Annotated in this window: 26 protein-coding genes and 1 riboswitch; of the genes, 12 read left to right on the top strand and 14 right to left on the bottom strand. The window is 49.6% G+C overall.

The window, feature by feature from the left end; genetic code table 11:
* Positions 1–4: 4 nt before the first annotated feature.
* On the bottom strand, positions 5–685 hold the full coding sequence (locus AC0IXI_RS20120; RefSeq protein ID WP_471682985.1) for an N-acetylmannosamine-6-phosphate 2-epimerase: 681 nt from the start codon (positions 683–685) through the stop codon (positions 5–7).
* A gap of 131 nt (positions 686–816) precedes the next feature.
* Between AC0IXI_RS20120 and AC0IXI_RS20125 the strand changes: the two genes are divergently transcribed.
* The 3 genes from AC0IXI_RS20125 (at position 817) to AC0IXI_RS20135 (ending at position 2,960) form a co-directional block, all read left to right on the top strand.
* A complete protein-coding gene (locus AC0IXI_RS20125; RefSeq protein ID WP_471682986.1) occupies positions 817–1,014 on the top strand; it encodes a hypothetical protein in 198 nt (65 codons plus the stop codon).
* Between the two features lie 220 nt (positions 1,015–1,234).
* Positions 1,235–2,422 carry an EAL domain-containing protein gene (locus AC0IXI_RS20130; protein WP_471682987.1) on the top strand — a complete coding sequence of 396 codons (1,188 nt, stop codon included), beginning with the start codon at positions 1,235–1,237 and terminating at the stop codon, positions 2,420–2,422.
* Between the two features lie 4 nt (positions 2,423–2,426).
* Positions 2,427–2,960 (top strand): EAL domain-containing protein, encoded by a 534-nt coding sequence (locus AC0IXI_RS20135; RefSeq protein WP_471682988.1) that lies wholly within the window; start codon positions 2,427–2,429, stop codon positions 2,958–2,960.
* Between the two features lie 175 nt (positions 2,961–3,135).
* Here the strand turns inward: AC0IXI_RS20135 and parE are convergent, their stop codons facing one another.
* Genes parE through nudF form a run of 5 tightly spaced genes read right to left on the bottom strand, consistent with a single transcriptional unit; the run spans position 3,136 to position 7,561 of the window.
* Positions 3,136–5,031: a DNA topoisomerase IV subunit B gene (parE, locus tag AC0IXI_RS20140; protein WP_471682989.1), complete on the bottom strand. Its 1,896-nt coding sequence runs from the start codon at positions 5,029–5,031 to the stop codon at positions 3,136–3,138.
* Between the two features lie 44 nt (positions 5,032–5,075).
* Positions 5,076–5,651, bottom strand: a complete 576-nt coding sequence (gene yqiA, locus AC0IXI_RS20145) for an esterase YqiA (RefSeq protein ID WP_422569147.1) — start codon at positions 5,649–5,651, stop codon at positions 5,076–5,078.
* Positions 5,651–6,478, bottom strand: coding sequence for a 3',5'-cyclic-AMP phosphodiesterase (gene cpdA / locus AC0IXI_RS20150; RefSeq protein ID WP_064516085.1), 828 nt, complete (start codon positions 6,476–6,478; stop codon positions 5,651–5,653). Before cpdA ends, yqiA begins: the two co-directional genes overlap by 1 nt.
* Positions 6,479–6,503: 25 nt before the next feature.
* Entirely contained in the window at positions 6,504–6,926 is a 423-nt protein-coding gene (locus tag AC0IXI_RS20155) for a DUF1249 family protein (protein WP_064516083.1), read from the bottom strand.
* Positions 6,927–6,928: 2 nt separating this feature from the next.
* The gene (gene nudF / locus AC0IXI_RS20160) at positions 6,929–7,561 is read right to left on the bottom strand and encodes an ADP-ribose diphosphatase (RefSeq protein ID WP_064516081.1); all 633 of its coding nucleotides are present in this window, start codon (positions 7,559–7,561) and stop codon (positions 6,929–6,931) included.
* A 207-nt stretch (positions 7,562–7,768) separates the two neighbouring features.
* On the opposite strand from nudF, the gene tolC reads away from it, so the two are divergent.
* The 3 genes from tolC (at position 7,769) to AC0IXI_RS20175 (ending at position 11,273) form a co-directional block, all read left to right on the top strand.
* Positions 7,769–9,262, top strand: a complete 1,494-nt coding sequence (tolC, locus tag AC0IXI_RS20165) for an outer membrane channel protein TolC (RefSeq protein ID WP_074392033.1) — start codon at positions 7,769–7,771, stop codon at positions 9,260–9,262.
* Positions 9,263–9,431: 169 nt separating this feature from the next.
* On the top strand, positions 9,432–10,106 hold the full coding sequence (locus AC0IXI_RS20170; RefSeq protein ID WP_064516077.1) for a DUF1190 family protein: 675 nt from the start codon (positions 9,432–9,434) through the stop codon (positions 10,104–10,106).
* A 6-nt stretch (positions 10,107–10,112) separates the two neighbouring features.
* Complete coding sequence (locus AC0IXI_RS20175) at positions 10,113–11,273, top strand: glutathionylspermidine synthase family protein (protein WP_064516075.1); 1,161 nt, start codon at positions 10,113–10,115, stop codon at positions 11,271–11,273.
* Between the two features lie 153 nt (positions 11,274–11,426).
* Here the strand turns inward: AC0IXI_RS20175 and ygiD are convergent, their stop codons facing one another.
* Positions 11,427–12,215: a 4,5-DOPA-extradiol-dioxygenase gene (ygiD, locus tag AC0IXI_RS20180; RefSeq protein ID WP_064516073.1), complete on the bottom strand. Its 789-nt coding sequence runs from the start codon at positions 12,213–12,215 to the stop codon at positions 11,427–11,429.
* A gap of 199 nt (positions 12,216–12,414) precedes the next feature.
* On the opposite strand from ygiD, the gene zupT reads away from it, so the two are divergent.
* On the top strand, positions 12,415–13,182 hold the full coding sequence (gene zupT / locus AC0IXI_RS20185) for a zinc transporter ZupT (protein ID WP_064516072.1): 768 nt from the start codon (positions 12,415–12,417) through the stop codon (positions 13,180–13,182).
* Between the two features lie 49 nt (positions 13,183–13,231).
* Here the strand turns inward: zupT and ribB are convergent, their stop codons facing one another.
* Positions 13,232–13,885 carry a 3,4-dihydroxy-2-butanone-4-phosphate synthase gene (gene ribB, locus AC0IXI_RS20190; RefSeq protein ID WP_064556570.1) on the bottom strand — a complete coding sequence of 218 codons (654 nt, stop codon included), beginning with the start codon at positions 13,883–13,885 and terminating at the stop codon, positions 13,232–13,234.
* Positions 13,886–13,981: 96 nt separating this feature from the next.
* A riboswitch (FMN riboswitch) is annotated at positions 13,982–14,129 on the bottom strand.
* Positions 14,130–14,263: 134 nt separating this feature from the next.
* Here ribB and ubiK point away from each other — a divergent pair.
* Positions 14,264–14,548, top strand: a complete 285-nt coding sequence (gene ubiK / locus AC0IXI_RS20195) for a ubiquinone biosynthesis accessory factor UbiK (RefSeq protein ID WP_064516068.1) — start codon at positions 14,264–14,266, stop codon at positions 14,546–14,548.
* Between the two features lie 45 nt (positions 14,549–14,593).
* On the opposite strand, the gene hldE is transcribed toward ubiK, so the two are convergent.
* From hldE to AC0IXI_RS20210, 3 genes are read right to left on the bottom strand one after another with little or no spacing between them, the layout of a single operon-like run.
* Entirely contained in the window at positions 14,594–16,024 is a 1,431-nt protein-coding gene (gene hldE, locus AC0IXI_RS20200; protein ID WP_064516066.1) for a bifunctional D-glycero-beta-D-manno-heptose-7-phosphate kinase/D-glycero-beta-D-manno-heptose 1-phosphate adenylyltransferase HldE, read from the bottom strand.
* Between the two features lie 55 nt (positions 16,025–16,079).
* Positions 16,080–18,929 carry a bifunctional [glutamate--ammonia ligase]-adenylyl-L-tyrosine phosphorylase/[glutamate--ammonia-ligase] adenylyltransferase gene (gene glnE, locus AC0IXI_RS20205; protein ID WP_471683255.1) on the bottom strand — a complete coding sequence of 950 codons (2,850 nt, stop codon included), beginning with the start codon at positions 18,927–18,929 and terminating at the stop codon, positions 16,080–16,082.
* Between the two features lie 30 nt (positions 18,930–18,959).
* A complete protein-coding gene (locus tag AC0IXI_RS20210; RefSeq protein ID WP_471682990.1) occupies positions 18,960–20,258 on the bottom strand; it encodes a CYTH domain-containing protein in 1,299 nt (432 codons plus the stop codon).
* A 243-nt stretch (positions 20,259–20,501) separates the two neighbouring features.
* Here AC0IXI_RS20210 and AC0IXI_RS20215 point away from each other — a divergent pair, with 243 nt between their 5' ends.
* Both AC0IXI_RS20215 and AC0IXI_RS20220 read left to right on the top strand, forming a co-directional pair.
* On the top strand, positions 20,502–21,122 hold the full coding sequence (locus AC0IXI_RS20215) for a TIGR04211 family SH3 domain-containing protein (RefSeq protein ID WP_064516062.1): 621 nt from the start codon (positions 20,502–20,504) through the stop codon (positions 21,120–21,122).
* A gap of 60 nt (positions 21,123–21,182) precedes the next feature.
* Positions 21,183–22,436: a multifunctional CCA addition/repair protein gene (locus tag AC0IXI_RS20220; protein ID WP_471682991.1), complete on the top strand. Its 1,254-nt coding sequence runs from the start codon at positions 21,183–21,185 to the stop codon at positions 22,434–22,436.
* Between the two features lie 79 nt (positions 22,437–22,515).
* Here AC0IXI_RS20220 and bacA read toward each other — a convergent pair whose 3' ends face one another.
* Together bacA and folB are read right to left on the bottom strand one after the other, a co-directional pair.
* Positions 22,516–23,334: an undecaprenyl-diphosphate phosphatase gene (bacA, locus tag AC0IXI_RS20225; RefSeq protein ID WP_064516058.1), complete on the bottom strand. Its 819-nt coding sequence runs from the start codon at positions 23,332–23,334 to the stop codon at positions 22,516–22,518.
* 106 nt (positions 23,335–23,440) lie between these two features.
* Positions 23,441–23,809, bottom strand: coding sequence for a bifunctional dihydroneopterin aldolase/7,8-dihydroneopterin epimerase (folB, locus tag AC0IXI_RS20230; RefSeq protein WP_064516056.1), 369 nt, complete (start codon positions 23,807–23,809; stop codon positions 23,441–23,443).
* 107 nt (positions 23,810–23,916) lie between these two features.
* On the opposite strand from folB, the gene plsY reads away from it, so the two are divergent.
* Positions 23,917–24,534, top strand: coding sequence for a glycerol-3-phosphate 1-O-acyltransferase PlsY (gene plsY / locus AC0IXI_RS20235; RefSeq protein WP_422569141.1), 618 nt, complete (start codon positions 23,917–23,919; stop codon positions 24,532–24,534).
* A 35-nt stretch (positions 24,535–24,569) separates the two neighbouring features.
* Here plsY and tsaD read toward each other — a convergent pair whose 3' ends face one another.
* A complete protein-coding gene (tsaD, locus tag AC0IXI_RS20240) occupies positions 24,570–25,583 on the bottom strand; it encodes a tRNA (adenosine(37)-N6)-threonylcarbamoyltransferase complex transferase subunit TsaD (RefSeq protein ID WP_064516052.1) in 1,014 nt (337 codons plus the stop codon).
* A 247-nt stretch (positions 25,584–25,830) separates the two neighbouring features.
* Here tsaD and rpsU point away from each other — a divergent pair, with 247 nt between their 5' ends.
* Entirely contained in the window at positions 25,831–26,046 is a 216-nt protein-coding gene (rpsU, locus tag AC0IXI_RS20245) for a 30S ribosomal protein S21 (RefSeq protein ID WP_001144069.1), read from the top strand.
* Positions 26,047–26,189 lie beyond the last annotated feature (143 nt).

Genomic DNA, 26,189 nt, shown 5'->3' on the forward strand with positions numbered 1-26,189 from the left:
CGGCTTAGCGCTTAACGGCATCGCTGAACCACTGGCAAATATGTTCAATACGGGTGATGGCTGAACCAACAGTAACAGCCCATGCGCCATGATTGATAGCCTGTGATGCAAGCTCAGGTGAATTGTAACGACCTTCAGCAATGACGCGGCAGCCAGCGGCGCTTAACTCTGACACCATCATCAGATCCGGTCCTTCAGGCGTAACTGAAGTAGTGTAACCAGACATCGTTGTGCCAATGAACTCGACACCTTTTTGTTTGCAGTTGAGGCCTTCTTCTACCGTTGAGCTGTCTGCCATTGCCAGTAATCCATGATGGTGAATACGTGCGATCAGTTCATCAATAGCCACCGGGCGTGGGCGGAATGTTGCGTCAAAGGCAATAATGTCAGCCCCGGCTTTTGCGAGCGCATCAACGTCATGCAAAAACGGAGTGATGCGCACCGCGGAGTCTTCCAGGTCGCGTTTCATAATGCCAATGATGGGAACTGAAATAAGTGGCCGTACCGCCTCCAGATTGGCGATTCCTTCAATGCGGATGGCAACAGCTCCCGCAGATACAGCTGCTTGCGCCATTGCTGCCACGATATCAGGCCTGTCCATTGGGCTTCCGGGTACGGGCTGGCAGGAGACGATAAGCCCCCCGCAATCACGCACGCCTTGTTCTAATTTTGTTAGTAGTGACATTCTGCTCCGCCTTGCAAACCTAAATGAAGTTTAACTCCAAAAAAGAATAGCGGATGGAGTATTACTATTTCAAGCTGCAAACCGGAAAAATGTGAGGAGGGTCATGCGCAAGGGAAACGGAGCTATCTGGGATGAAAACCCAGAGCCATGATTTTTTAACCGGCGAACCTGATTCGGGAAGTGAAAATCAGCAGCCCAGAAAAGCAAAGTGGGCCTCTATTTTTTCAGTCAGATTAAGGATGTCTGTTGATGTGACAGGTTTTATTTCCTTCGTGGAAAACTGGATGTTATTTCTCAATATTTTTATTCAATTCACCATTATTGATTAAAATTATATTAACTTTTTCATATTTGAAATCACTATCTGAGGCAGCACCACGAATACTTGATTCAATGCTTTCCGCTGGTACTCATTTGCTTTCAAGCCACGTGTAAAATAATGCCCCTTAGAAATAATCAAATCAAAACATTGAATACATAATCTAATTACTTAATAATAACGCATAAATACTTATAAATACCTCATAAATAATGAATAAAAAGCATCTATTGTTAGTAATTTGGGTTGTTTGCGTTGCTGCTATGTTGGGCTCATATTGGGAAAAAGATACTGTTAGTATAAATGAAACAGTTGATTCATATATAAAAAACATAAGTGAAAAAATAAACGTAAGCATTGTGTTATGTGAAATGCTGCGAAAACAGATGGAAATTAACTTACAATCCAGCAATAATTACAATCAAATTTCAATGCCAAAAAATAACAATAGCTCATCAGAGAATTGGCATTTTAAAATAACACCTCACAATAATATTACTGGCGGAATGATTAGTGGTCTTGGTTCTTATGAGAAGTTAGATGCTGATATAAAAAATGAAGCAAATGCTGCAGCATCTCTTAACATTGACGTAGGGAATGGCTACTTTACAAAATTATATTCATGGATTTACTACACCTCAAAAAACTCATTCGTTTATATCGCTCCATATTCATCTAAAAAAGAGGTTAGCACTTATTACTTTAATCCTGGCATGTACACCGATCCATTCTGGAGTTTAATTACACCAGAAAACAATCCTGAACGTGAAGTAAAAATCACAACACCCTATATTGATATTGCTGGAAAGGGGCAGATACTAACAGTTACAGCGCCTGTTTATAATAAAGATGAATTCAAAGGGGCTATATCACTTGATCTCAACCTCGATTATATAAATAAAATAGTCAAAAGCAATGATAATAATTATCACGTAACAGTTTTTGACAAGAATAACAAAATTATAATTTCCAGTGATAATGACATTTCCAATAAATATATTTCCTCTATAGTTAAAAATAAAGGTGGAATTTATTCCAACCATACTAATAAAGAGATCTTAAGCGGCGTACTCTATATTGAGCAATATACAACTCTACAAGAAAAAATCATCAGGGTAATAACTCAAGCAGGATTACCAATAGGTATTATAACATTTATTGTTTTTTCTTTTATGTTCCTCCAATCGTTTTCTCATTATAATTTTCTTTCTAAAAGATATATGCTCCGCGCCATGAAAAAAAATGAATTCATACCTTTTGCGCAAGCTATAATGGACACAAAAAACAAAAAAATCATTGGTTGTGAAATACTTCTTCGATGGAAACATCCAACAATGGGGCTCATTCCCCCAAATACATTTATTCCGGCGATGGAATCAAGCGGTATCATTGTGAAAGGTAACGCATCAATTACTTGAAAATGTGCAAAAAATCTTACAAGACAAGGCACATAAACTGCCAAAAGATTTTCACTTATCAATTAATATCTCTCCTGAACATCTAGAAGATCCGGAGCTCGTTACCAAAAGTAGATCATTTAAAGAAAGTTGTAATTCGATAACCACCATATTTGAAATAACAGAAAGAAACTTTAATACTGATGCTAAAATTGCGGTAAAGGGTGCTGTGGCGCTTAAGAATCTAAATATTCTTTTTGCGCTTGACGATTTTGGAACAGGGTACGCCACTCACCACTACCTTCAAAAATTCCCAGTAAGTTATATCAAAATTGACCGTAGTTTTATTAAAATGATTGGTCTTGATGCTATCTCTCACCATATCGTAGAAAATGTTGTCTCATTATCAAAATCACTGAATTTAAAAGTTATTGCGGAAGGTGTTGAAACTGAAGAGCAGGCAAAATATTTGCATGAGAACAACGTTGATTATCAGCAAGGCTATTTGTATCACCGCCCGGTTCCTTTATCCGATTTTTTGGATACATTGGGGGCATAGGAGGGGTTTTACTTCGATACCGCAAAGGATCGATTTCCGACAATTCGATATAATTGCCGGAAATCAAAAAATAATTTTCACACTAAATCTTACGAGCTGGTTCTGATATTTTACAGCCTGACCAGAGCTTCCATGCTCAAAGCTAAGCTAATGTATCAATTTACTCTTAGGGATATTAGACGTCGAGATCTGCCATATCGCCTTTATCCTGCAACCAGTTACGACGATCTTCAGAACGCTTCTTCGCCAGCAACATATCCATGATTGCCATTGTTTTGTCGTTGTCTTCATCGTCAATGGTGAGCTGCACCAGGCGGCGAGTATTTGGGTCAAGCGTGGTTTCACGTAATTGCAGTGGGTTCATCTCGCCCAGCCCTTTAAAGCGCTGTACGTTCGGTTTCCCTTTCTTACGCTTAAGTTGCTCAAGCACGCCTGCTTTTTCTTCTTCATCCAGCGCGTAGTAAACCTCTTTACCTAGGTCGATACGGTAAAGCGGTGGCATCGCGACATAGACGTGACCACCACGAACCAGGGAGCGGAAGTGGCGCACAAACAAGGCGCACAGCAGTGTGGCGATGTGCAAACCATCGGAGTCCGCATCCGCAAGGATACAAACTTTACCGTAGCGCAGTTGGCTCAGGTCTTCGCTGTCTGGATCGATACCGATCGCGACAGAAATATCATGCACTTCTTGTGATGCCAGCACTTCATCCGACGAGACTTCCCAGGTGTTGAGGATCTTACCTTTGAGCGGCATGATCGCCTGGTATTCACGGTCACGAGCCTGTTTAGCAGAACCGCCTGCTGAATCCCCTTCCACCAGGAACAATTCGGTGCGGCTTAAATCTTGTGCAGAACAGTCAGCCAGTTTGCCAGGCAATGCCGGGCCGCTGGTCAGTTTCTTACGCACCACTTTTTTGGCGGCACGCATACGGCGCTGGGCGCTGGAAATAGCCAGCTCAGCGAGTTGCTCTGCAATCTGAATATTCTGGTTCAGCCACAAGCTGAATGCGTCTTTCACAACACCGGAAACAAATGCCGCACACTGGCGTGATGACAGGCGTTCTTTGGTTTGCCCGGCGAATTGAGGGTCCTGCATTTTAACGGAGAGCACGTAGGCGCAACGTTCCCAGATATCCTCAGCAGATAGCTTTACGCCGCGCGGCGGGATATTGCGGTATTCGCAAAACTCGCGCATCGCATCAAGCAGACCCTGACGCAATCCGTTGACGTGAGTACCGCCCTGCATGGTTGGGATTAGGTTGACGTAGCTTTCCGTCAGCAACTCACCGCCTTCCGGGAGCCACAGCAGCGCCCAGTCAACTTGCTCGACATCACCGGCAAAGTTGCCGACAAATGGCTTTTCCGGAAGCGTCGGCAGGCCGTTTATCGCTTCGCACAGATAATCTTGCAGACCATCCTGATAACACCAGCGCTGCTCGGTGTTGTTCACTTTATCGGTAAAAGTGATCTCTACACCCGGGCAAAGTACCGCTTTGGCTTTCAGCAAATGGCTTAAACGAGAAACGGAGAAACGTGGGCTGTCGAAGAACGAAGCATCTGGCCAGAAGTGAACACTGGTGCCGGTGTTGCGTTTGCCGCAAGTGCCGACCACCGCCAGTTCCTGGACTTTATCGCCGTTTTCAAACGCGATGCTGTAAACCTGCGCATCTCGACGCACAGTGACTTCAACACGTTTTGACAAGGCGTTAACGACAGAAATGCCCACACCGTGCAGACCACCAGAAAACTGGTAGTTTTTGTTGGAGAATTTACCGCCCGCATGCAGGCGACAAAGGATAAGCTCGACCGCCGGAACGCCCTCTTCCGGGTGGATATCTACCGGCATGCCGCGCCCGTCATCAATGACTTCTAATGACTGGTCGGCATGGAGAATAACATCAACACGCTTCGCATGGCCTGCCAGCGCTTCATCCACGCTGTTATCAATGACTTCCTGGCCCAAATGGTTTGGACGGGTGGTGTCGGTGTACATCCCGGGGCGACGGCGAACAGGCTCAAGCCCGGTGAGTACCTCAATGGCATCGGCGTTATAACTGGATTGCGTCATGGTTTATTCGTTCAGATAGCGAAACAAGAATCCGACATCAGGCCTTAGTGCAGGCCAAGAAAGTCGACGATCTGTGTGAAATAATCTTCGAAGCCTACAAAGGCGTGATTGCCACCGGATTCTACCGTCTGGCGACAGGGGGTGTAGTACGTAACCGCCTGGCGATAATCAAGCACTTCGTCGCCCGTCTGTTGTAACAGCCAGATGAGATCTGGCGAATCTAACGGGTCAACTTGCATGACTTTAAGATCGTAAATATGGCGAGACTCTAGCACATATTGCTGCCCGGTGTAGGGGTTCTCGTTGGTGCCGAGATAATCCACCAGCAATTCAAAAGGCCGGACTGCGGGGTTTACCACTACTGCTGGGAGCGTAAAACATTGCGACAGCCAGGTGGCGTAATAGCCGCCTAAAGACGAGCCAACTACACCTAACGGTTCGCCACCATGCTCCAGCACCAACGACTCCAGCAACTCTGCCGCATCGGCAGGATACGGTGGAAGTTCCGGTACAATCATATTGATATGCGGATGGTTCTGCGCAAGCCACGCTTTGAAACTGGTGGCCTTGGCTGAACGCGGCGAACTGTTGAAGCCGTGTAAGTAAAGTAGCGTTGACATCAATAACCTTCTGACGCGGTATCAGGGTTAAATACCGCACCCTTCAGCCGGCAAACCTCCGTGGTCACCTCACCGTTTGGATGAAGTTCCAACCAACGCCAACCCGGCTCGATGGTATCGAGTGTGAAGTTGGAGCAGTGAGGTTTGAATTGCACGCAAGTCGAAGGTGTTGCCAGCATGCGCCGACCATTCCAGTCGAGATCTAACTCCTGATGAATATGCCCACACACCAGAGTTTTCACTTTTGGGAATTTTTGCAGTACGTTATCAAGCTCAGCGGCATTGCGCAGGCTATGTTGGTCCAGCCAACTACAGCCCGCAGGGACTGGGTGATGATGTAACAGCAATAGAGTATGGCGTTCAGGCGCACCGGAGAGCTTGCGCTCCAGCCAGTCGAGCTGATAGTCACTCAATTCACCATGTGGAACACCAAACACCTGGCTGTCCAGCAACAAAATTTGCCAGCTATCACCTAAGAAAACTTGTTTAGCCGGGGAAATTCCTGCTTCCAGCAACGAGCTGAACATCGCCGGTTGGAAATCGTGGTTACCAGGGAGCCAAACGCAGGGCGCAGGAATCTCCGCGATGCCTTCAACAAAGTGTTGGTAGGCTTGCGCACTGTGATCCTGGGCCAAATCCCCAGTTGCAACGATAAGGTCATAATGACGCTGCTCAGCGAGGATGGCGTCAATAACAGCCTGATAACTCATCCAGGTATTGATACCAAGCAGCGTTTCGTTCTTTCCAGAGAACAGGTGGGTATCTGTAATTTGCAAGATCCTGATCTGGCCCCCACCGGCCACAGGAAGATTTAACAGGCTTTCCAAATGGTGTCCTTAGGTTTCACCCTCACTAACAAACCGGAACCGCCATCGCTCCATGCGCCAAACAATAACGCAGCCAATCGGCTAGAAACTGGTTAATTTGATGCTTTTCGTCGCGTTGATGCAACTTTTTATTAGGATAATCATAACGCGCTTTGAAGCGAAAGATCTGCTGACTTGAACACACTTCCGCGACCATCGCGTCATGATATAGCCTCACCGACATCGATGGTAGGCTCCAGTAGCTCACCGCTGGGGCCGTTTGTTCGATCTGCACAAGAGTTGTATAACGTGTCGACTCAAGAATAATGAGTCGATATTGGGCGCTACTGACCTGATAAGTGACTTTTTCACCTACCTCATCATTACGAGGAAGCAGGCGTCGTAGTTGCGCGAAATTGGTTTCGCACAGGCGCATCATTTCCGGGAAGTCAGGTGTGTAGCGCTTCATGTTTAATTGTTCCACTCGGCTCTTAATTTCTCATGATGCAATTGCAGCCAAAGCAGTGCGATGACTGAAGCTGCGTTGTCGATTTTCCCTTCTTCTACTAACTGATAAGCCTGTTCCCGGCTCACGACATGAACACGAATATCTTCGTTTTCATCTGCCAGACCATGTATACCCTGCGCGTTCGAAGCATCAACTTCTCCCACAAGGATAGATAAACGCTCGCTGGTCCCACCCGGACTTGCCAGGTAGTTGATAACCGGTTTAGTTCGACCCACAACCAAACCTGCTTCTTCGACGGCTTCACGGCGTGCAACGTCTTCGACGCTTTCACCTTCTTCAATCATTCCTGCAACCAATTCGAGCAACCACGGGCTTTCGCTGGTGTCATAGGCAGCAATCCGAATCTGCTCTATCAATACAACTTCGTCTCGCACAGGGTCATAGGGTAGCAGTACTGCAGCGTGCCCGCGTTCTAAAATTTCACGCCGAACCTCACCACTCATTTCGCCATTAAACAGGCGATGGCGGAAGCGATAAAGATCTAGCGAAAAAAAACCGCTATAAAGCGTTTCCCGTGCAATAATTTCAACATCGTTTTTACCTAACGTGACAAGTTGATCTTTTTGCTTAGTCATATTGGTTTCCTGATATTTTTATGGTCATGAAATGTGCGAATTCAAGTTGGTATGACTGCCGTTTCATTTCCTATGTGGTAGATTGATGAAAATTAAGGGCAGATGGCACATTACGCCAAGCTTCCCAGCTGGCAGACTCTGCTAGAATCGGCGATCATTTTCGGCTCTTGTCAGCGCTAACAAACAATTTCTGCTTCACAACAAGGAATGCAAATGAAGAAACTGCTCCCAATTCTTATCGGTCTGAGCCTAACGGGTTTCAGTGCCATGAGCCAGGCAGAAAACCTGATGCAGGTTTATCAGCAGGCACGTTTAAGCAACCCGGACTTACGTAAATCCGCTGCTGACCGTGATGCCGCATTCGAAAAAATCAACGAAGCAAGAAGCCCATTACTGCCACAGCTCGGCCTTGGTGCTGATTATGAATACAGCAATGGCTTCCGTGATTCGAATGGCATCGACTCCAATACGACCAGTGCCTCTTTGCAATTAACGCAAACTATTTTTGATATGTCGAAATGGCGTGCGCTTACCCTGCAAGAAAAATCTGCCGGTATCCAGGATGTTACTTATCAAACTGACCAGCAAACGCTGATCCTGAATACAGCGACTGCCTATTTCAATGTGTTGAGTGCCATTGACGCCCTCTCCTACACAGAAGCACAGAAACAGGCTATTTATCGCCAGTTAGATCAAACTACTCAGCGCTTTAACGTAGGCCTGGTAGCCATCACAGACGTTCAGAACGCCCGTGCACAATACGATAACGTATTAGCGAACGAAGTGACTGCACGGAATAATCTGGATAACGCGGTAGAAACGCTGCGCCAGGTCACTGGTAACTACTATCCGTCTCTGGCTTCGCTGAACGTTGATGGCTTCAAAACCAACAAGCCTGACGCGGTGAATAATCTGCTGAAAGAAGCAGAAAAGCGTAACCTGGCATTGTTACAGGCACGTCTGTCTCAGGACTTAGCACGCGAGCAAATTCGTTACGCTGAAACTGGCCATATGCCAACCGTGGGCTTAACCGCTTCGACAGGTGTTTCTGACACTGACTACAGCGGCTCTAAAACCACTAGCCAAGCGTATAGTGACCAAGGTGTAGGCCAGAATAAAATCGGTCTGAATTTCTCTCTGCCACTGTATAGCGGCGGTTCTGTAACTTCTCAGGTGAAACAAGCGCAATACAACTTTGTAGGCGCAAGTGAGCAACTGGAAAGCGCACATCGTAGCGTGGTGCAAACAGTTCGTTCTTCGTTTAACAACGTTAACGCCTCTATCAGTACCATCAACGCCTATAAACAAGCTGTTGTCTCTGCCCAAAGCTCTTTAGATGCAATGGAAGCAGGCTATTCCGTGGGTACACGTACCATCGTTGATGTGTTGGATGCGACGACTACGCTGTATAACGCAAAACAACAGCTCTCTAGTGCTCGTTATAACTACCTGATCAACCAGCTGAATATTAAATCAGCTCTGGGTACGCTTAACGAACAAGATTTGATTGCGTTGAACGGCACATTAGGCAAACCAGTACCAACTACTGCCGAAAGTGTCGCGCCAGAAACGCCAGACCAGAACGCTCGTGCAGATGGTTACTCAGCTGATACAGCAGCAACCACTGAGACGGCAACACCAGCAAAAGCCACTCCGGTCTCTGCAACAAACAAAAAATCAGCTAACCCATTCGGTAACTGATCGGGTATTTCGGGGGCATGACAACATGCCCCCGTCACAACTTACGCAGCCGAACGTAAGGCAAAGTAAAGATCTCCCTCCAAACAGCCGTCATCGCTTTAATTTCAACCATTCATCCCCTATTCTAAACGCAATATTAGCTTCATTCCTTTGGGCTCAGGACAGAACAATGAAACGGACAAAAATCATAAATCACGCATCGTTCCGCAAAAGCTGGAACGCCCGCCATTTAACGCCGGTCGCACTGGCGGTTACCGCTGTGTTTATGCTTGCCGGTTGCGAACAAAATGACGAAACAGTTTCCATGTATCAAAACGCGGATGACTGCTCGCAGGCCAACCCTGGTAAAAGTGCTGAATGTACTACTGCCTTTAACAACGCGCTGAAAGAAGCAGAACGTACCGCACCGAAATACGCTTCGCGCGAAGAATGTATTGCTGAGTTTGGTGAAGGCCAATGTCAGCAAGCCCCTGCACAAGCCAGCATGGCAGGTGAACAAGCACAGGCTCAGCCACAACAAAGTGGCAGCTTCTGGATGCCGCTGATGGCGGGCTACATGATGGGTCGTCTGATGGGCGGCGGAGCGGGCTTCGCGCAGCAACCATTGTTTAGTTCTAAAAATCCAGCGAGCCCGGCTTACGGTAAATATGCGGATGCCACCGGCAAAAGCTATGGTGCAGCCACACCAGGCCGTACGGCTACAGTTCCAAAAACAGCCATGGCGCCAAAACCTGCAACCACAAGCACTGTAACTCGTGGCGGTTTCGGTGACTCAGTCGCCAAACAATCAACTATGCAGCGCAGCAACAGCGCAACAGGTTCTTCTCGCTCCATGGGTGGCTAAGAAATTATGGAAAGAATTGCGATTACTGAGCGCCCGGACTGGCGCGAGAAAGCCACTGAATACGGTTTTAACTTTCACACCATGTATGGCGAGCCGTACTGGTGTGAAGACGCATATTACAAACTAACGCTCCCTCAAGTTGAACGCCTGGAAGAAGTCACCGCTGAACTGCACCAGATGTGCCTGAAAGTTGTGGACAAAGTAGTGAGTAGCGATGAGCTGCTGGCTAAGTTCCGCATTCCTAAGCACACCTGGGAATTTGTACGTCAGTCCTGGCGCACTCAGCAGCCGTCTCTTTACTCACGCCTGGATATCGCGTGGGATGGGATTGGTGAACCTAAGCTTCTGGAAAACAATGCCGATACGCCAACGTCTTTATACGAAGCGGCATTCTTCCAGTGGATCTGGCTTGAAGACCAGGTTCAGGCTGGGAATTTGCCTGCGGGAAGCGATCAATTCAACAGCCTGCAAGAGAAGATCATTGAGCGTTTTGCTGAATTAAAACAGCAACACGGTTTCAACCTGGTGCATTTTGCCTGCTGCCAGGACACTGTAGAAGATCGCGGTACTGTCCAGTATTTGCAAGATTGTGCAGCCGAAGCTGAAGTGGCGAGCGAATTTGTTTACATGGAAGAAATTGGTCTGGGTGAGAAAGGCCAGTTCACGGATGTGCAGGATCAGGTTATCAGTAACCTGTTCAAGCTCTATCCGTGGGAATTCATGCTGCGTGAAATGTTCTCCACCAAACTCGAAGATGCTGGCGTTCGCTGGCTGGAACCTGCCTGGAAGAGCATTATCTCCAACAAAGCGTTGCTGCCAATGCTGTGGGAAATGTTCCCGAATCATCCAAACTTGCTGCCTGCTTATTTCGCTGAAGATAACTATCCGGCGATGGATAAGTACGTTGTGAAGCCCATCTTCTCCCGCGAAGGTGCGAATGTGAAGATCATCGAAAACGGCGAAGAAATTGCCCGTGTTGATGGCCCTTACGGAGATGAAGGCATGATCGTGCAGGAGTTCTATCAGTTGCCAAAATTTGGTGACAGTTATGTGCTGATCGGCAGCTGGCTTATCAACGATCAACCTGCGGGTATTGGTATTCGTGAAGATCGCGAGCTGATCACTCAGGATCTTTCGCGCTTCTATCCGCATGTGTTTGTAGAGTAACAATAAAAAGGTTTAGATTTTCGCCTTCGTAGGTCGGATTAGCGTAAGCGACATCCGACATAAATTGGTGGATGTCGCTTACGCTAATCCACCCTACAAAACCCGTTTATCTACCTTTGCAAGCAATCTGAGGCGCGAAATTCGCGCCTTTTTTTATCCGATAACAACAGAAAGCATACTCAACGATCCCATCTCAATACCGTCTGTCGGCAGCGTAATTGGCTCTTTGCCATCCCATGCCCCGAGAACATACAACAACGGCAGGTAGTGATCCGCTGTTGGATTAGATAGCGATCCGCCTTCATGCTCCAGGTAATTCACAAGAGGGTGTTCGGCTACCGGCCCAAGCCAGGTGAGATTGTCTTTCACATATTGGTTAAATGACTCAGCCCATGGATATGGCGTGTTTTCACCGTGCCAGCGCGCAGTTCTCAGGTTATGAACCACGTTACCACTGGCAATCAGCATGATGCCCTGATCGCGCAATGTCGCCAGCTTGCGGCCAATCTCAAAATGCCATGCCGCCGGTTTAGTGCTGTCGATACTGAGCTGTACCATTGGAATATCGGCATTCGGGTACATCTTAATAAGCACGCCCCAGGAGCCGTGATCAAATCCCCAGGCTTCTTTGTCTTGCATCACCGGAACGGGTGCCAGAAGGTCAACTAACTGTTGTGCAAGCGCAGGGGAACCCGGTGCCGGGTAATGGGTATCGTACAAGGCCTGTGGGAAACCACCGAAATCATGGATAGTTTTTGGCGTTTCCATTGCCGTAACACCCGTGCCTTTAGTGAACCAGTGCGCAGATACCACCACAATTGCTTTTGGACGCGGTAAGGTCTCTCCCAAATGGCGCCAGGCCTGGGTATATTGGTTATCTTCCAGCACGTTCATTGGGCTACCGTGTCCTAGGAACAGCGCAGGCATTCGTTGAGTTTTCATGGTGGTGTCCTTTAATCAGGTCATTCAGTTTATAAACACCACAGTACGCGCTTTTGTGTTTTGAAGAACTTAGATAAGCATGATGAAGATCTTCAGGAAATTTGAATGTAAGCGATGTGTAAAGCTTCTCAACTGGCTCTCGATTTTTATCACATCGCCCATTAATATGAATGAGAATCATTATCAAAAGGAGTGATAAATGTCAGTACCCTTGATCCTGACCCTATTAGCAGGGGGAGCCACTTTTATTGGTGCTTTTCTTGGCGTGCTCGGCCAGAAGCCATCAAACCGTGTGCTGGCATTTTCTCTTGGCTTTGCAGCGGGCATTATGTTGCTTATCTCGCTTATGGAAATGCTGCCTGCCGCACTTCACACCGAGGGAATGTCGCCGGTACTGGGTTATGGCATGTTTATGCTGGGTTTGCTGGGTTACTTCGCACTTGACCGCGCCCTGCCCCATGCGCATCCACAAGATTTAATGGACAGCAAACCGCAGCCGCGTAATTTACGCCGCACCGCGTTGTTGCTGACTCTTGGTATTAGCCTGCATAACTTCCCAGAAGGTGTGGCGACCTTTGTTACCGCCAGCAGCAACCTGGAATTAGGCATGGGGATCGCGCTAGCAGTGGCATTGCACAATATTCCTGAAGGTTTGGCTGTGGCAGGCCCGGTCTACGCGGCTACGGGTTCAAAGCGCAAAGCTATCTTCTGGGCAGGGATTTCCGGGCTGGCAGAAATTCTGGGGGGCGTGTTGGCCTGGCTGATCTTAGGCCCGATGATTTCGCCTGTTTTAATGGCGGCAATTATGGCTGCCGTCGCGGGCATTATGGTGGCGCTGTCGGTCGATGAACTGATGCCGCTTGCGAAAGAAATCGACCCGCATAACAATCCGAGTTACGGCGTTCTTTGCGGTATGGCGGTGATGGGGTTTAGTCTGACGTTGCTACAAAGCAACGGAATCGGCTAAAAAAGAAGCCCGGTGTAGAAAAACCGGGCTTTTTGCTTTTTAGCGAGAGTTAGCTGGCTTTGCGTTCATGAGCCTGACGGTATTCCACCAGGTCTTCAATCGTCACAACAGCCATATTGTGCTGGCGGGCAAAGGTGATGCACTCTGGTGCACGCGCCATGCTGCCATCATCGTTGGTCAACTCACACAACACACCAGCAGGTTTGAAACCCGCAAGCGTGACCAAATCAATGGTTGCTTCAGTATGGCCACCGCGAGTTAACACGCCACCAGGCTGAGCACGGAGCGGGAACACATGGCCTGGGCGATTCAGGTCGCTTGGTTTTGCGCCATCAGCAATCGCGGCACGCACAGTCGTAATACGGTCTGCAGCAGAAACACCGGTAGTCACACCGCTTGCAGCTTCGATAGTCACAGTAAACCCTGTGCCATAGGCACTGGTGTTGTTCTCAACCATCATTGGCAATTCGAGTTGTTTACGGCGTTCTTCGGTCAGGCACAGGCAAACAATACCGCTACCGTGGCGAATGGTCAGAGCCATTTGCTCAACGGTCATGGTTTCCGCTGGGAAAATCATGTCGCCTTCGTTCTCGCGATCTTCATCGTCAAGAACCATTACCCCGCGGCCTTCACGCAGTGCTTCAAGAGCATGTTCAACGCGTTGTGTAGGGGTGCCAAATGCAGAAAGGAGCGTCTGATTCATGGTAAAAAAACCTCATTAAAATTATGGTTACCAGAATCAGGGCAGTCTTAGGAGCTATAAAAATAACGTGAGCAGGCTTAAAAGCTTGAGCTTAGTCGTTACTCTCTCCCATCCGGACTTTAACCGTCGGCTCCGGAATTACACCGGATCTGCTGACCTCCAGATTGCTCTGGAGCGCTCGCGGGCTTTCAGCGTTTGCTGATTTACCGCCGGTGGGGAGTTACACCCCGCCCTGAGAATAAGCAGACTTACTATAACGCCGATGATTTTCTCTGGCAACGCCAAACCTTATAACATTTCGGGTTTCTAACGAGCCTAACAGGCATTACAATTAAAACTAATCGCGTATGACAATCCCGTAAGATGATGGAAGCCACTATGATTGACCCGAAAAAAATTGAACAGATCGCACGCCAGGTCCACGAGTCAATGCCGAAAGGGATTCGTGAATTCGGGGATGATGTCGAGAAGAAAGTACGTCAGGTTTTGCAGTCACAGTTAACCCGTCTGGATCTGGTAAGCCGCGAGGAGTTTGATGTGCAGACTCAAGTACTGCTGCGCACCCGAGAAAAACTGGCGTTACTGGAGCAGCGTTTAACCGAGCTTGAGAGCCGTAGCGTTCAGGCACCGGAAGTTACTCCGCCGACCGAACCACAGATGTAAAAAACGCCCCTGACCAGGGGCGTTTTTTATTGTACTTTGCGGGGCTTATGCGTCGTGGCTTTGAATCTTTTTAATGATGTTCGTGGTTGAGCAACCATCTTCAAAATTCAGCACCATCACTTCACCACCGTTGGCCCAGACTTCTTTACTCCCGGCAATATCATCCGGTTTGTAATCGCCACCTTTGACCAGCAGGTCAGGCAAGATCTCGCCAATCAAGCGTTGTGGAGTATCTTCTTCAAACAACACCACCCAATCCACCGCTTCCAGTGCTGCTAACACGATCATGCGCTGATCCTGCGGGTTTACCGGGCGGGTTTCACCTTTCAGGCGTTTGGTTGAAGCATCACTGTTTGCCGCAACAATCAGGCGGTCGCCAAGTTTGCGGGCATTCGCCAGATACGAAACGTGGCCTGCGTGAAGAATGTCGAAAACGCCGTTAGTCATTACGACTTTTTCACCGCGTTTACGCGCGTTCGCCACAGCAACTTTTAACTCAGCTTCGGTCATCACGCCAAAACCTGAATCCGCACGACCACGCACTGCGTTTTCCAGCTCAATTGGCGAAACGGTAGAAGTACCCAGTTTGCCCACCACTACGCCTGCCGCTGCATTGGCAAAGTAGCATGCTTCTTCCAGCGAATTACCCGCAGCAAGCGTTGCCGCCAGTACGCCAATGACCGTGTCACCTGCACCGGTCACATCGTAAACTTCCTGCGCCTGCGTCGGCAGATGGAACGGTTCAATACCCGGTTGCAGCAGTGTCATGCCGTGTTCAGAACGGGTGATCAGCAAAGCAGAAAGATCGTATTCAGCGATGAGCTTCATACCGCGTTCCACCAGCTCTTCGTCGTTCTTACACTTGCCAACAACCGCTTCAAATTCAGAGAGGTTTGGCGTTAGCAGCGTAGCACCGCGATAGCGATTAAAGTCGGTTCCTTTCGGATCGATAAGCACAGGAACGTTTGCAGCACGCGCAAGGCTAATCATATGCTGAACACTTGCCAGCGCGCCTTTTGCGTAGTCAGAAAGCACCAGCGCGCCAATGTGCGGCAAAGCCTGGCTAATACGCTCGTGCAAAGGTTCCGGATCAACACCTTCAAAGCCTTCTTCAAAATCGAGGCGAATCAGCTGTTGGTTGCGGGAAAGTACACGCAGTTTGGTGATTGTCGGATGAGTCGGCACCGAAACGAAATCGCACTTAACGTTCACACCGGCCAGCGTCTGGCTGAGTGCCCGCGCAGCATCGTCGATGCCCGTCAAACCCACCAGGCGAGAATTAGCACCCAACGAAGCAATATTCATTGCCACGTTAGCCGCGCCGCCAGGACGTTCTTCAATGTTATCGACTTTCACCACTGGTACCGGAGCTTCCGGGGAGATGCGGCTTGTAGGGCCATACCAGTAGCGATCCAGCATCACATCACCAACTACCATGACGCCTGCACGGCTGTATTCGGGCAGCGTTACTTTCATTCCTGACTCTCCAGAGAGGGATAAAATTTTGTCGCGGATAATATCACAATTAATCTTATGCGCGTGTTTGCGGCTCACTCAGCCACATACGCCAGCTTGTTAATACCTGCTCGCGCTCTTGAGTGAATGTATCCATTGCCACGTTTCCAGGCAGCTCTTGCAATGCCAGGTGATGAAGTTCATCGCGCAACGTGACATAAGCATGCGTCAGCGCTTTCGCTTCGTCATCACTCATGATGTCGTTTTGCGCCATTAATTCCAGAATGCGCACATTGTCAGACCAACGCGTCAATTTTGGGGCCTGCGCCGCATAACGTAATACTAGATATTGAGTGATAAACTCAATATCGGTAATGCCACCTTCATCGGCTTTAATATCAAAGCGTTCACGCGTTTTCCCACCCAGATGCGCGCGCATTTTTTCACGCATCTCCCGCACTTCAGTCTGGAGTTTTTCACCTTCACGCGGTACACACAAAATCTTGCGGCGAATCGCATCGAACTCCTGCTTAAGCAGCGGATCGCCATAGACAATTCGCGCCCGCACCAGGGCCTGATGCTCCCAGGTCCAGGCTTCGTTTTGCTGATAATCAGCAAAGGCTTCAGTGGTGGTGACGAGCATTCCCGCCGCGCCAGAGGGGCGTAAACGTGCGTCCACTTCATACAAAATACCTGAGGAAGTACGGGTGCTAAACAGGTGCATAACACGTTGCGCTAGACGCAAATAGAACTGGCGACCATCAATTTCACGCTCGCCATCGGTCATGACATCCGATGGGCAATCGTGCAGGAATACCAGATCCAAATCGGAGCTATAACCCAGCTCCCAGCCGCCGAGTTTGCCGTAGCCGACAACCGCAAAACCGCGCCCTTCACGGTTCTGTAAGTGCTTCGGCTGGCCGTATCGCAAGACCATTTGCGCCCAGGCTTGCTGGACAACAGCGTCAATCATCGCTTCAGCAAGCCAGGTTAAGTGGTCACTCACTTTCATCACCGGCAGTGTGCCTGTAATGTCAGCCGCCGCCACGCGTAGCAACTGTGCCTGTTTAAACTGACGCAACGCTTCTAGCTGCTGTTCTTCATCGTCATCCGGCACGCGCAGCAAATACTGGCGTAACTCATCACGATAAGCATCGGTGGCGGTCGGTTGGTAAAGGGTATTCGGATCGAGCAGTTCATCAAGCAGAAGCGGGTAACGCGCCAGTTGACTGGCAATCATCGGTGACGCAGCACACAGCGTAATCAGGTGTTTAAGCGCCCCCGGATATTCCGTCAGCAACTCAAGATAAGTCGTGCGCGTAACTATGCCGAGTAACAGCGGTGTTAAACGAGACAATGGCAACGGTGCATCGCTGCGGGAACAGGCCTCACACAGCAAGCGTGGCATCAGTTGATCCAGCACCTGACGGCCACGCGGCCCAATGGTGCGCTTGTCAGTGTCCTGGCGGAAATCACTCACCAGGCGTAAAACTTCACCCCGCGCTTGCGGCGTTAAATGCTCGAGAACCGGCGTGTTCACATCAGCATCCAGCGCATCCTGCCATAGCTCACGCCAGGCTTCAGCGAGCTTATCTTCACCCGGTTCCGGTTCGTCATCGCCAATCAATTCGTTAAACACCTGGCGCACGGCACTCATATGCTGTTGCAAGGTGACTTGCAGCTCGTCCCAGGTTTGCGCATTCATGCCCCACGCCAGGCGAGCACGGTTCAGCTCATCGCCAGGCAAAGTCTGCGTTTGCTCGTCATTAATGCTTTGCAGCAGGTTTTCGAGACGGCGAAGGTATAAATAGGCCGCATTGAGTTTTACGGCATTTTCTTCTGGCAGCAGGTGTAAATGCTGGATAGCTTCAAGAGTGGGTAGCAAAGAGCGCGACTGCAAAGATGGCTCGCGCCCGCCACGAATAAGCTGGAATACCTGGACGATAAACTCAGTTTCACGAATGCCGCCCGCGCCGAGTTTGATGTTATCGGTCAACCCTCGGCGACGCACTTCACGGGCAATCATCCCTTTCATGTTTCGTAGCGACTGAATAACACTGAAATCAATATAGCGACGGAAGACAAAAGGCCGCAGCATGTTGCGCAGCTCCTGGCTCCATGCGTCATCGTTATCGCCCATGATACGCGCTTTAACCATCGCGTAGCGTTCCCAGTCGCGGCCTTGTTCCTGGTAATAATCTTCTAATGCGGCGTAGCTCACTACCAACGGGCCGCTGTCACCGAACGGACGCAGGCGCATGTCGACGCGATAAACAAAGCCGTCTTGCGTCGGTTGATAGAGGACTTTAATCAGGCGCTGGCCGAGGCGTGTGAAGAACTGGGCATTGTCCAGTTCACGGCGCCCACCCTGGGTTGAACCGTTTTCCGGCCAGGCAAAAATCAGGTCGATATCGGAGGAGAAATTCAGCTCCCCACCGCCAAGTTTGCCCATCCCGAGTATCATCAGCGGTTGTGCGACACCCGCCTGGTTACACGGCGTGCCCCACTCGCGGCAGCATGCTGCATAAAGCCAGTCACGGGCGGCGATAATCAACGTTTCTGCAAGGGCACTTAATTGCTGGAGGGAGCTTTCAGTCGGCACCTGCTGCAACGCCTGTGACCAGGCAATTCTCACCATCATGCGACGGCGGAACAGGCGCAGTGCGCTCATTAATGCGGGTTCACTATCGACCTCCTGCAACGCTTGCTGCAGCCAGGCCGCGTAGTCCTGCCATTCGTCGGCAAGCGGTGGAGAATGCTGTAATTCTTCAAGCCATGCGGGATAGGCCGCCATGCTGTCACAAACAAAATCACTAAACGCCAGAACAGCCTGAGCCTCAGGGCTTAACGTCTGGCGGTCAATCTCTTGTGGCAGACGCGCCAGCGCCGCCTGCAAATGCTGCTGTAATAGTGGCGCTTGCGACATCATGGTCGTATCCCTTAGAAACGGTGGTTACTACTTACCGCTATGCAGCCAGAAAGGAGCCTGCGCAATAGCTTCATTACGAAAATGTTCGATTTCTACCTGTTGGCGCGTCGCAATGGCGTGACGCAGCCCTTGCCAGTTATCCAGCCACGGTTGCGTTTTCGCATCGTCATAAACGCCTGCCAGCAGGCGAATGGAGCCAGTTTCACGTGCCAGACGCGGCAACTGATCAGCATAGCTATCGCCCAATGGACGCTGGAAAGTTTCTTTCAGTTCTGCGGCATGACGCGAAAGATGGGTATCCGCAAAGCGCTTAAACGAACCGGCCAGTTTGACGTTAGCTTTTTCGTCGGTGAATTTCTGCCATTGACGGCCTACCAGCCACTCAGTCAGCGCCAGTTTGGCCTGACTGCTTTCCGCACTAAAAGCCAGTTCCTGCGCTTTAAGGTCTGAAGCCAGCATCGTTTCGTAAGTTGCGGTCAGTTCGCGAACTTGCGTGCTCGCCTTGCGTGGAATAATGCCGCCGAACAGCGCCAGCGCATAGCGCACAAGGCCAACCGCTTCCAGAACCTGTGCTTTCGCCTTGCCGTTGCCACGCAACCACAGCTCTTCGTGGTATTGCCAATGGCTAAGCGCCAGTTCCAGTGAACCTTCCAGTCCTTGTTCAACCGTCGCTTTCGGGGGAACGCGTAATACCGTTAACGGCTTAATCTCTCTTTCCATATTTCCCTGCACCAGATGGTATCCACGCGCGGCTTTGCTCAGGCTGCCCTGGCGTAAACCCGGATGAGTAATCAGTTGCTTCGCAAAAACTAAAACGTCTGCAGTTTCGCCTTCGAGTAATTCCAGTTCCAGCTCGCACAGTGCTTCAGACAGTTCACCCGCTTTCACTTCTCCGAGATCCAGCGCCAATTCGATACGGCTTTTGCCGTGCGTTACCACCCATTTTTCACGGGCAAAATCAGTGCTGAAAAGTGGGTTTAACTGGGATTGCAAATCGTCCGGGGAAAGGCCCTCGGGCCAGACTTCCTTTGGCAGCAGCGACAGGTCAAGCTCAGCCTTGCTAAGCTCAACATTATATTCCGGCCGCTGGTGCAGTCCGCCAGTGACACGGCCTGCGATTTTCATCGTCATTTCATAGCGGCCATTATCGCCACGGATGCGTAAACCCATATCATGACGGCGCAACTGGTTGTCGGCAGTTTCATAATAGATGTTGAGCAACTGACGAGGTTCGCTATGCTGGCTTTCCAGCGAATTTAATGTGTTACGAAGAGAATCCAGTTCAGCTGGATTAACGATAAATTTGAGTTCGATTTCCTGAGTCATCGTCTTTTTACTTTTAGTTGTGTCACATCGAGCTAACGCCCGGCGAACTTAGTCTCACAATAGCGGTCAGTAGATAATATTTTTCGCCAAATTACCATGAGTGGCGCGCATTTTGACGAGCCATAAGCTGTGAGCAATTGGTCAAATTCACACCAGGATGATTCTCATTCAGGTTTACGGATTGCGCCGTCAGACTGATGCCACTACTATCGTTCCACTATTTATGACAATAACGACGAAATCATGCACAAATTCCGCCTAATTTGCCTTACTTTGCTCTCCCTTAGCGTTTCCGTAGTGGCCCATGCCGATGAAAAACGTTATGTATCTGACGAATTGAACACTTGGGTGCGTAGTGGTCCTGGGGATAATTACCGCTTGCTTGGCACCGTAAATGCGGGCGAAGAAGTGACCTTGCTGCAAAGCAATGAAGAAACTAAGTATGGCCAGGTGCGCGACAGTAATGGCCGTACCTCCTGGATCCCATTGGCGCAACTGAGCACCAATCCAAGCCTGCGTACGCGTGTGCCGGACCTGGAAAACCAGGTTAAGACACTGACTGACAAGCTCACAAATATCGATACCACCTGGAATCAGCGCACGGCTGAAATGCAGCAGAAAGTCGCGCAGAGCGACAGCGTAATTACCGGTCTTAAAGAAGAAAATCAACAACTTAAAAACCAGTTGATCGTCGCAAAGAAGAAAGTCGATGCCGCGAATGTTCAGTTGGATGACAAGCAACGTGCCATCATCATGCAGTGGTTTATGTATGGCGGCGGTGTCGCTGGTTTCGGTCTGCTGCTCGGCCTGTTACTGCCGCACATGATCCCAAGCCGCAAGAAGAAAGATCGCTGGATGAACTAATCTGCAACCCTGTATCCTACACTTACGTATTATCGTAATTGGATGCAGGGGCATTAAAGCGTGAAGATTTATCTGGTCGGTGGTGCAGTACGTGATGGGTTGTTGAGATTACCGGTCAAAGATAAAGATTGGGTGGTTGTTGGTGCAACACCGCAAGAGATGCTTGATGCTGGTTACCAGCAGGTTGGGAAAGATTTCCCGGTGTTTCTGCACCCTAAATCACGTGAAGAATATGCACTCGCGCGTACTGAGCGCAAATCAGGCCAGGGTTACACGGGTTTTACCTGCTATGCCGCGCCTGATGTCACGCTTGAGCAGGACTTGTTGCGCCGCGATTTGACCATCAACGCGATTGCCCAGGACGAACGCGGCGAATTTATCGATCCGTATAACGGACGTGCCGATATCGAAAAACGCCTTCTACGCCATGTGTCGCCAGCTTTCAATGAAGATCCCCTACGCGTTTTACGCGTAGCGCGCTTTGCAGCACGCTACGCTCATCTCAATTTCCAGATTGCCCCGGAAACTCAGGCGCTGATGTCCGCGATGGCAGCTAACGGCGAACTTGAGCACCTCACACCGGAACGCGTCTGGAAAGAGACTGAAAACGCCCTCACCAGCCGTAACCCACAAGTTTATTTCGATGTGCTGCGCAAATGCGGTGCGCTGAAAGTCCTGTTCCCGGAAATCGACGCGCTGTTCGGTGTGCCTGCCCCTGAAAAGTGGCATCCGGAAATCGACACCGGCATTCACGTACTGATGACGCTGTCGATTGCCGCTCAGCTCAGCCCGGAAGTTGACGTGCGCTTTGCCACGCTGTGTCACGATCTTGGTAAAGGGCTCACGCCAAAAGAGTTCTGGCCGCGTCACCATGGGCATGGCCCAGCAGGGGTAAAACTTGTCGAACGGTTATGCCAGCGCATGCGTGTGCCGAATGAAATTCGTGACCTCGCCAAACTAGTTGCCGAATATCACGATCTGATTCATACGATTGCTATCCTGCAACCGAAAACCATCATCAAATTATTCGATGCCATCGACGCGTGGCGCAAACCGCAGCGTGTTGAACAAGTGGCGCTCACTAGCGAAGCCGATGCCCGCGGGCGCACTGGTTTTGAAGCCAGTGATTACCCGCAAGGCAGGTTGCTGCGCGCGGCATGGAATGCGGCGCAAAGCGTCACCAACAAAGAAGTGATTGATGATGGTTTCAGCGGCCCGGCGATTCGCGATGAATTAACGCGCCGCCGTATTGCCGCCGTGGAAGCATGGAAAAAAGAAGCAGGTTTGGCCACGCCTTTGCCATCCGCTAGCTGATGGATATCTGCCACAAACGAAGACGCCAAACAAAAAGCCACTCAACATGAGTGGCTTTTTTATTAGTGAGTGGAAAACTTTAGAAGAATACGAAATACACCACTGCGGCAACAGCAAAACGATAAATTGCAAAAGGAATAAACGAAATACGTTTAATAATTTGCAGGAAGGTTTTAATCGCAATCAACGCAACGATAAATGCGGTAATAAAACCAACGGCAAACATTGGCAAATCAGCCATGGTTAGGAAACCGATGCTCTTATACACATCCAGCACCGTGGCACCCATCATCATAGGCACCGCCAGCAGGAAGGAGAACTCAGACGCTGCATAACGGCTAACGCCCATCAGCATGCCACCAGATATAGTCGCACCGGAACGAGAGAAACCCGGCCACAAAGCTAAACACTGGAAACAACCGATCGCAAACGCCTGCCGATAAGTCATGTCATCCACGCCTTCTGCACGCGGAACTTTAGGTTTGAACACTTCCGCCACAATCAGCAATACGCCGCCGACGACTAATGCGTACATGACGTTTATAGGGTTAAAGAGTGATTTAATGGCATCGTGGAATACCAGCCCCAGAACCACAGCAGGCACCATACCCAGCAAGATATGGATCAGCGATAAACGCCCTGTTCCAGTGCCTTCGTGCGGCTGGCGGCCAAAATGAATGCCAATCAAGCCAAACAGGCGACGCCAGAACATCACCACAACAGCTAAGATCGAACCAAGCTGGATTACCACTTCAAATGTTTTCGCGGTATCACCTTCAAATCCCAGAAGATGACCAACAATAATCATATGGCCGGTGGACGAGACGGGTAAAAACTCCGTTAACCCCTCGACAACACCAAGAATCGCGGCAATAACCAACGAGTGCAGATCGCTCATTAAAAAAATCCTCTAACCCCAAAAACAAACGTTAAAAAAGCGGCATTTGCCGCGAAAGATCACAGTTAAGACCAGGTTACCTACTTTTGGTTTAACTATGATGAACCTATTTACTGAGTTTAAGATTAACGCCACGCTCAATCACCACACCAACATTCGCGGCCTGTGCCACAGCACCTGGCTTGCTGACTTTTAACCTGACCCATGGTGAGTTAAAGCGAGTTAGTAGCAATTGCGCAACCTCTTCAGCAACGCGTTCTACCAATGCAAAGCGACCACCAGAAACATGGCTTATCACTGCTTCGCTAACATCGGCATAGCTTAAACAATCGTTTACATCATCGCTGCTGGCGGCCTGGCGGTTATCCCATGCCATTTCGATATCGAATACCAGCTTCTGGGAGATCGTTTGTTCCCAGTCATAAACACCAATCGTGGTGATTACAGTAAGTTGCTCTATAAATACAATGTCCATCACGCCCTGCCCGGTTTTTAGTCACGCCAGATACCACTTCCGGCGAAATATGCGTATTATCCACAGATGCAGAGAATACAACGACACTTTCAAAATGGAACAGCGTTATGAGTGCAATCGCGCCTGGCATGATCCTTCTTGCGTATCTTTGCGGCTCAATTTCTAGTGCCATCCTGGTCTGCCGAATCGCGGGTCTTCCTGATCCGCGGCAAAATGGTTCTGGCAATCCGGGTGCGACCAATGTCTTACGTATTGGCGGTAAAGGCGCAGCCGTAGCGGTACTGATTTTTGACGTTCTCAAAGGGATGTTGCCCGTCTGGGCGGCATACGCTCTGGGCGTAACACCATTCTGGCTGGGGCTTATCGCCATCGCTGCCTGTCTTGGTCATATCTGGCCGGTTTTCTTTAATTTCCACGGTGGTAAAGGCGTTGCAACAGCTTTTGGTGCCATTGCCCCTATCGGCTGGGACTTAACCGGCGTGATGGCAGGAACCTGGCTGCTGAGCGTTTTACTCAGCGGTTATTCGTCAGTGGGTGCGATTATCAGCGCACTGATTGCACCGTTCTACGTCTGGTGGTTTAAACCGCAGTTCACCTTCCCGGTAGCCATGCTTTCATGTCTGATTTTAATGCGCCACCACGACAATATTCAGCGGTTATGGCGCGGGCAAGAAACCAAAATCTGGAAGAAACTGCGCAAAAATAAAGACAAAAAAAAGGAGTGATTGCTCACTCCTCCTCGACTAATTCTGCAAAGTTTTTACGCCGCTGGTAACTCAGCCAATGGCCAGCGAGGGCGAACTGTAACGCTTAATTCGCCAACCGTTCCTGCTTTCAAACGAATCATACCTGCGTAGGCAATCATCGCACCGTTATCGGTACAAAACTCAGGACGAGCGTAGAAGACTTCGCCACGGCGTTTAGTCATCATTTCTGCCATGCGCGCACGCAGTGTACGGTTGGCACTCACGCCACCAGCCATCACCAGACGTTTAAAGCCAGTTTGATCCAACGCACGTTTGCACTTGATTGCGAGGGTATCGACAACCGCATCTTCAAAGGCACAAGCGATATCGGCACGCGTTTGCGGATCTGCTTCGTTGCCGCGAATAGTGTTCGCAGCAAAGGTTTTCAGACCAGAGAAACTGAAATCAAGACCAGGGCGGTCAGTCATCGGGCGTGGGAAAGTAAAACGCCCCGCAGTGCCTTCAGAAGCCATTTTTGACAACATTGGGCCACCAGGATAATCCAGGCCCAATAGTTTAGCAGTCTTATCAAAAGCTTCACCTGCGGCGTCGTCAATTGACTCCCCCAGAAGTTCGTATTGGCCAATGCCCGTCACACTAATCAGCTGCGTATGGCCGCCGGAAACCAGCAATGCCACGAACGGGAACTCTGGCGGATTGTCTTCCAGCATCGGGGCTAATAAATGCCCTTCCATGTGATGCACTGGCACAGCGGGCACATCCCAGGCGAACGCCAGAGAACGGCCAATTGTTGCGCCTACAAGCAGTGCTCCTACAAGCCCTGGTCCGGCGGTATAGGCAACACCATCAATATCTTTTGCTGTTAATCCAGCCTCCTTAAGAGCCGCCTGGATCAATGGCACGGTTTTGCGTACATGGTCACGGGAAGCAAGCTCTGGCACCACGCCGCCGTAGTCAGCATGCAATTTCACCTGACTATACAATTGATTGGCTAACAAACCCTTTTCATCGTCGTAAATGGCGATGCCGGTTTCATCACAGGATGTTTCTATACCCAGTACACGCATGGCGTTCTCTACCTCAAAGTCTTGCGGCGAAGTTTAAGCCCATGAGCGCTTATTGTAAAACTTTGCTCACATACTGGGCGTAGGTGGTGTATAATCCGCACCCCTGGAAGATTCCGGCCTTAAAAGCCAGGTTTCTGGTTGTCCGGTGCTTTACAAAGCAGCAGTAGTTGCAGTAAAATTCCGCACCATTTTGAAATAGCTGACGCCTCAGTCAGCGGCAAACCGAATTTATCAAAGGTGAGAGTTAATGCCGGTAATTAAAGTACGTGAAAACGAGCCATTCGACGTAGCACTGCGTCGCTTCAAGCGTTCTTGTGAGAAAGCAGGTGTTCTGGCGGAAGTTCGTCGTCGTGAGTTCTATGAAAAACCAACGACTGAACGTAAACGCGCTAAAGCTTCTGCTGTGAAACGTCACGCTAAGAAACTGGCTCGCGAAAACGCACGCCGCACTCGTCTGTACTAGTATCCTGGAGGTTTCTACCTCCGGAACAGACTTGTAGTAGTTGTAAAGGCCGTGCTTCCGAAAGGAATGCGCGGCTTATTTTCGTTCATGAACTGACATACTTCCTGCTCTTTCGTACTGCTGCAACATCGCATGTCTGAAGG

The sequence above is a fragment of the Buttiauxella sp. AC038 genome (genome assembly GCF_979253565.1).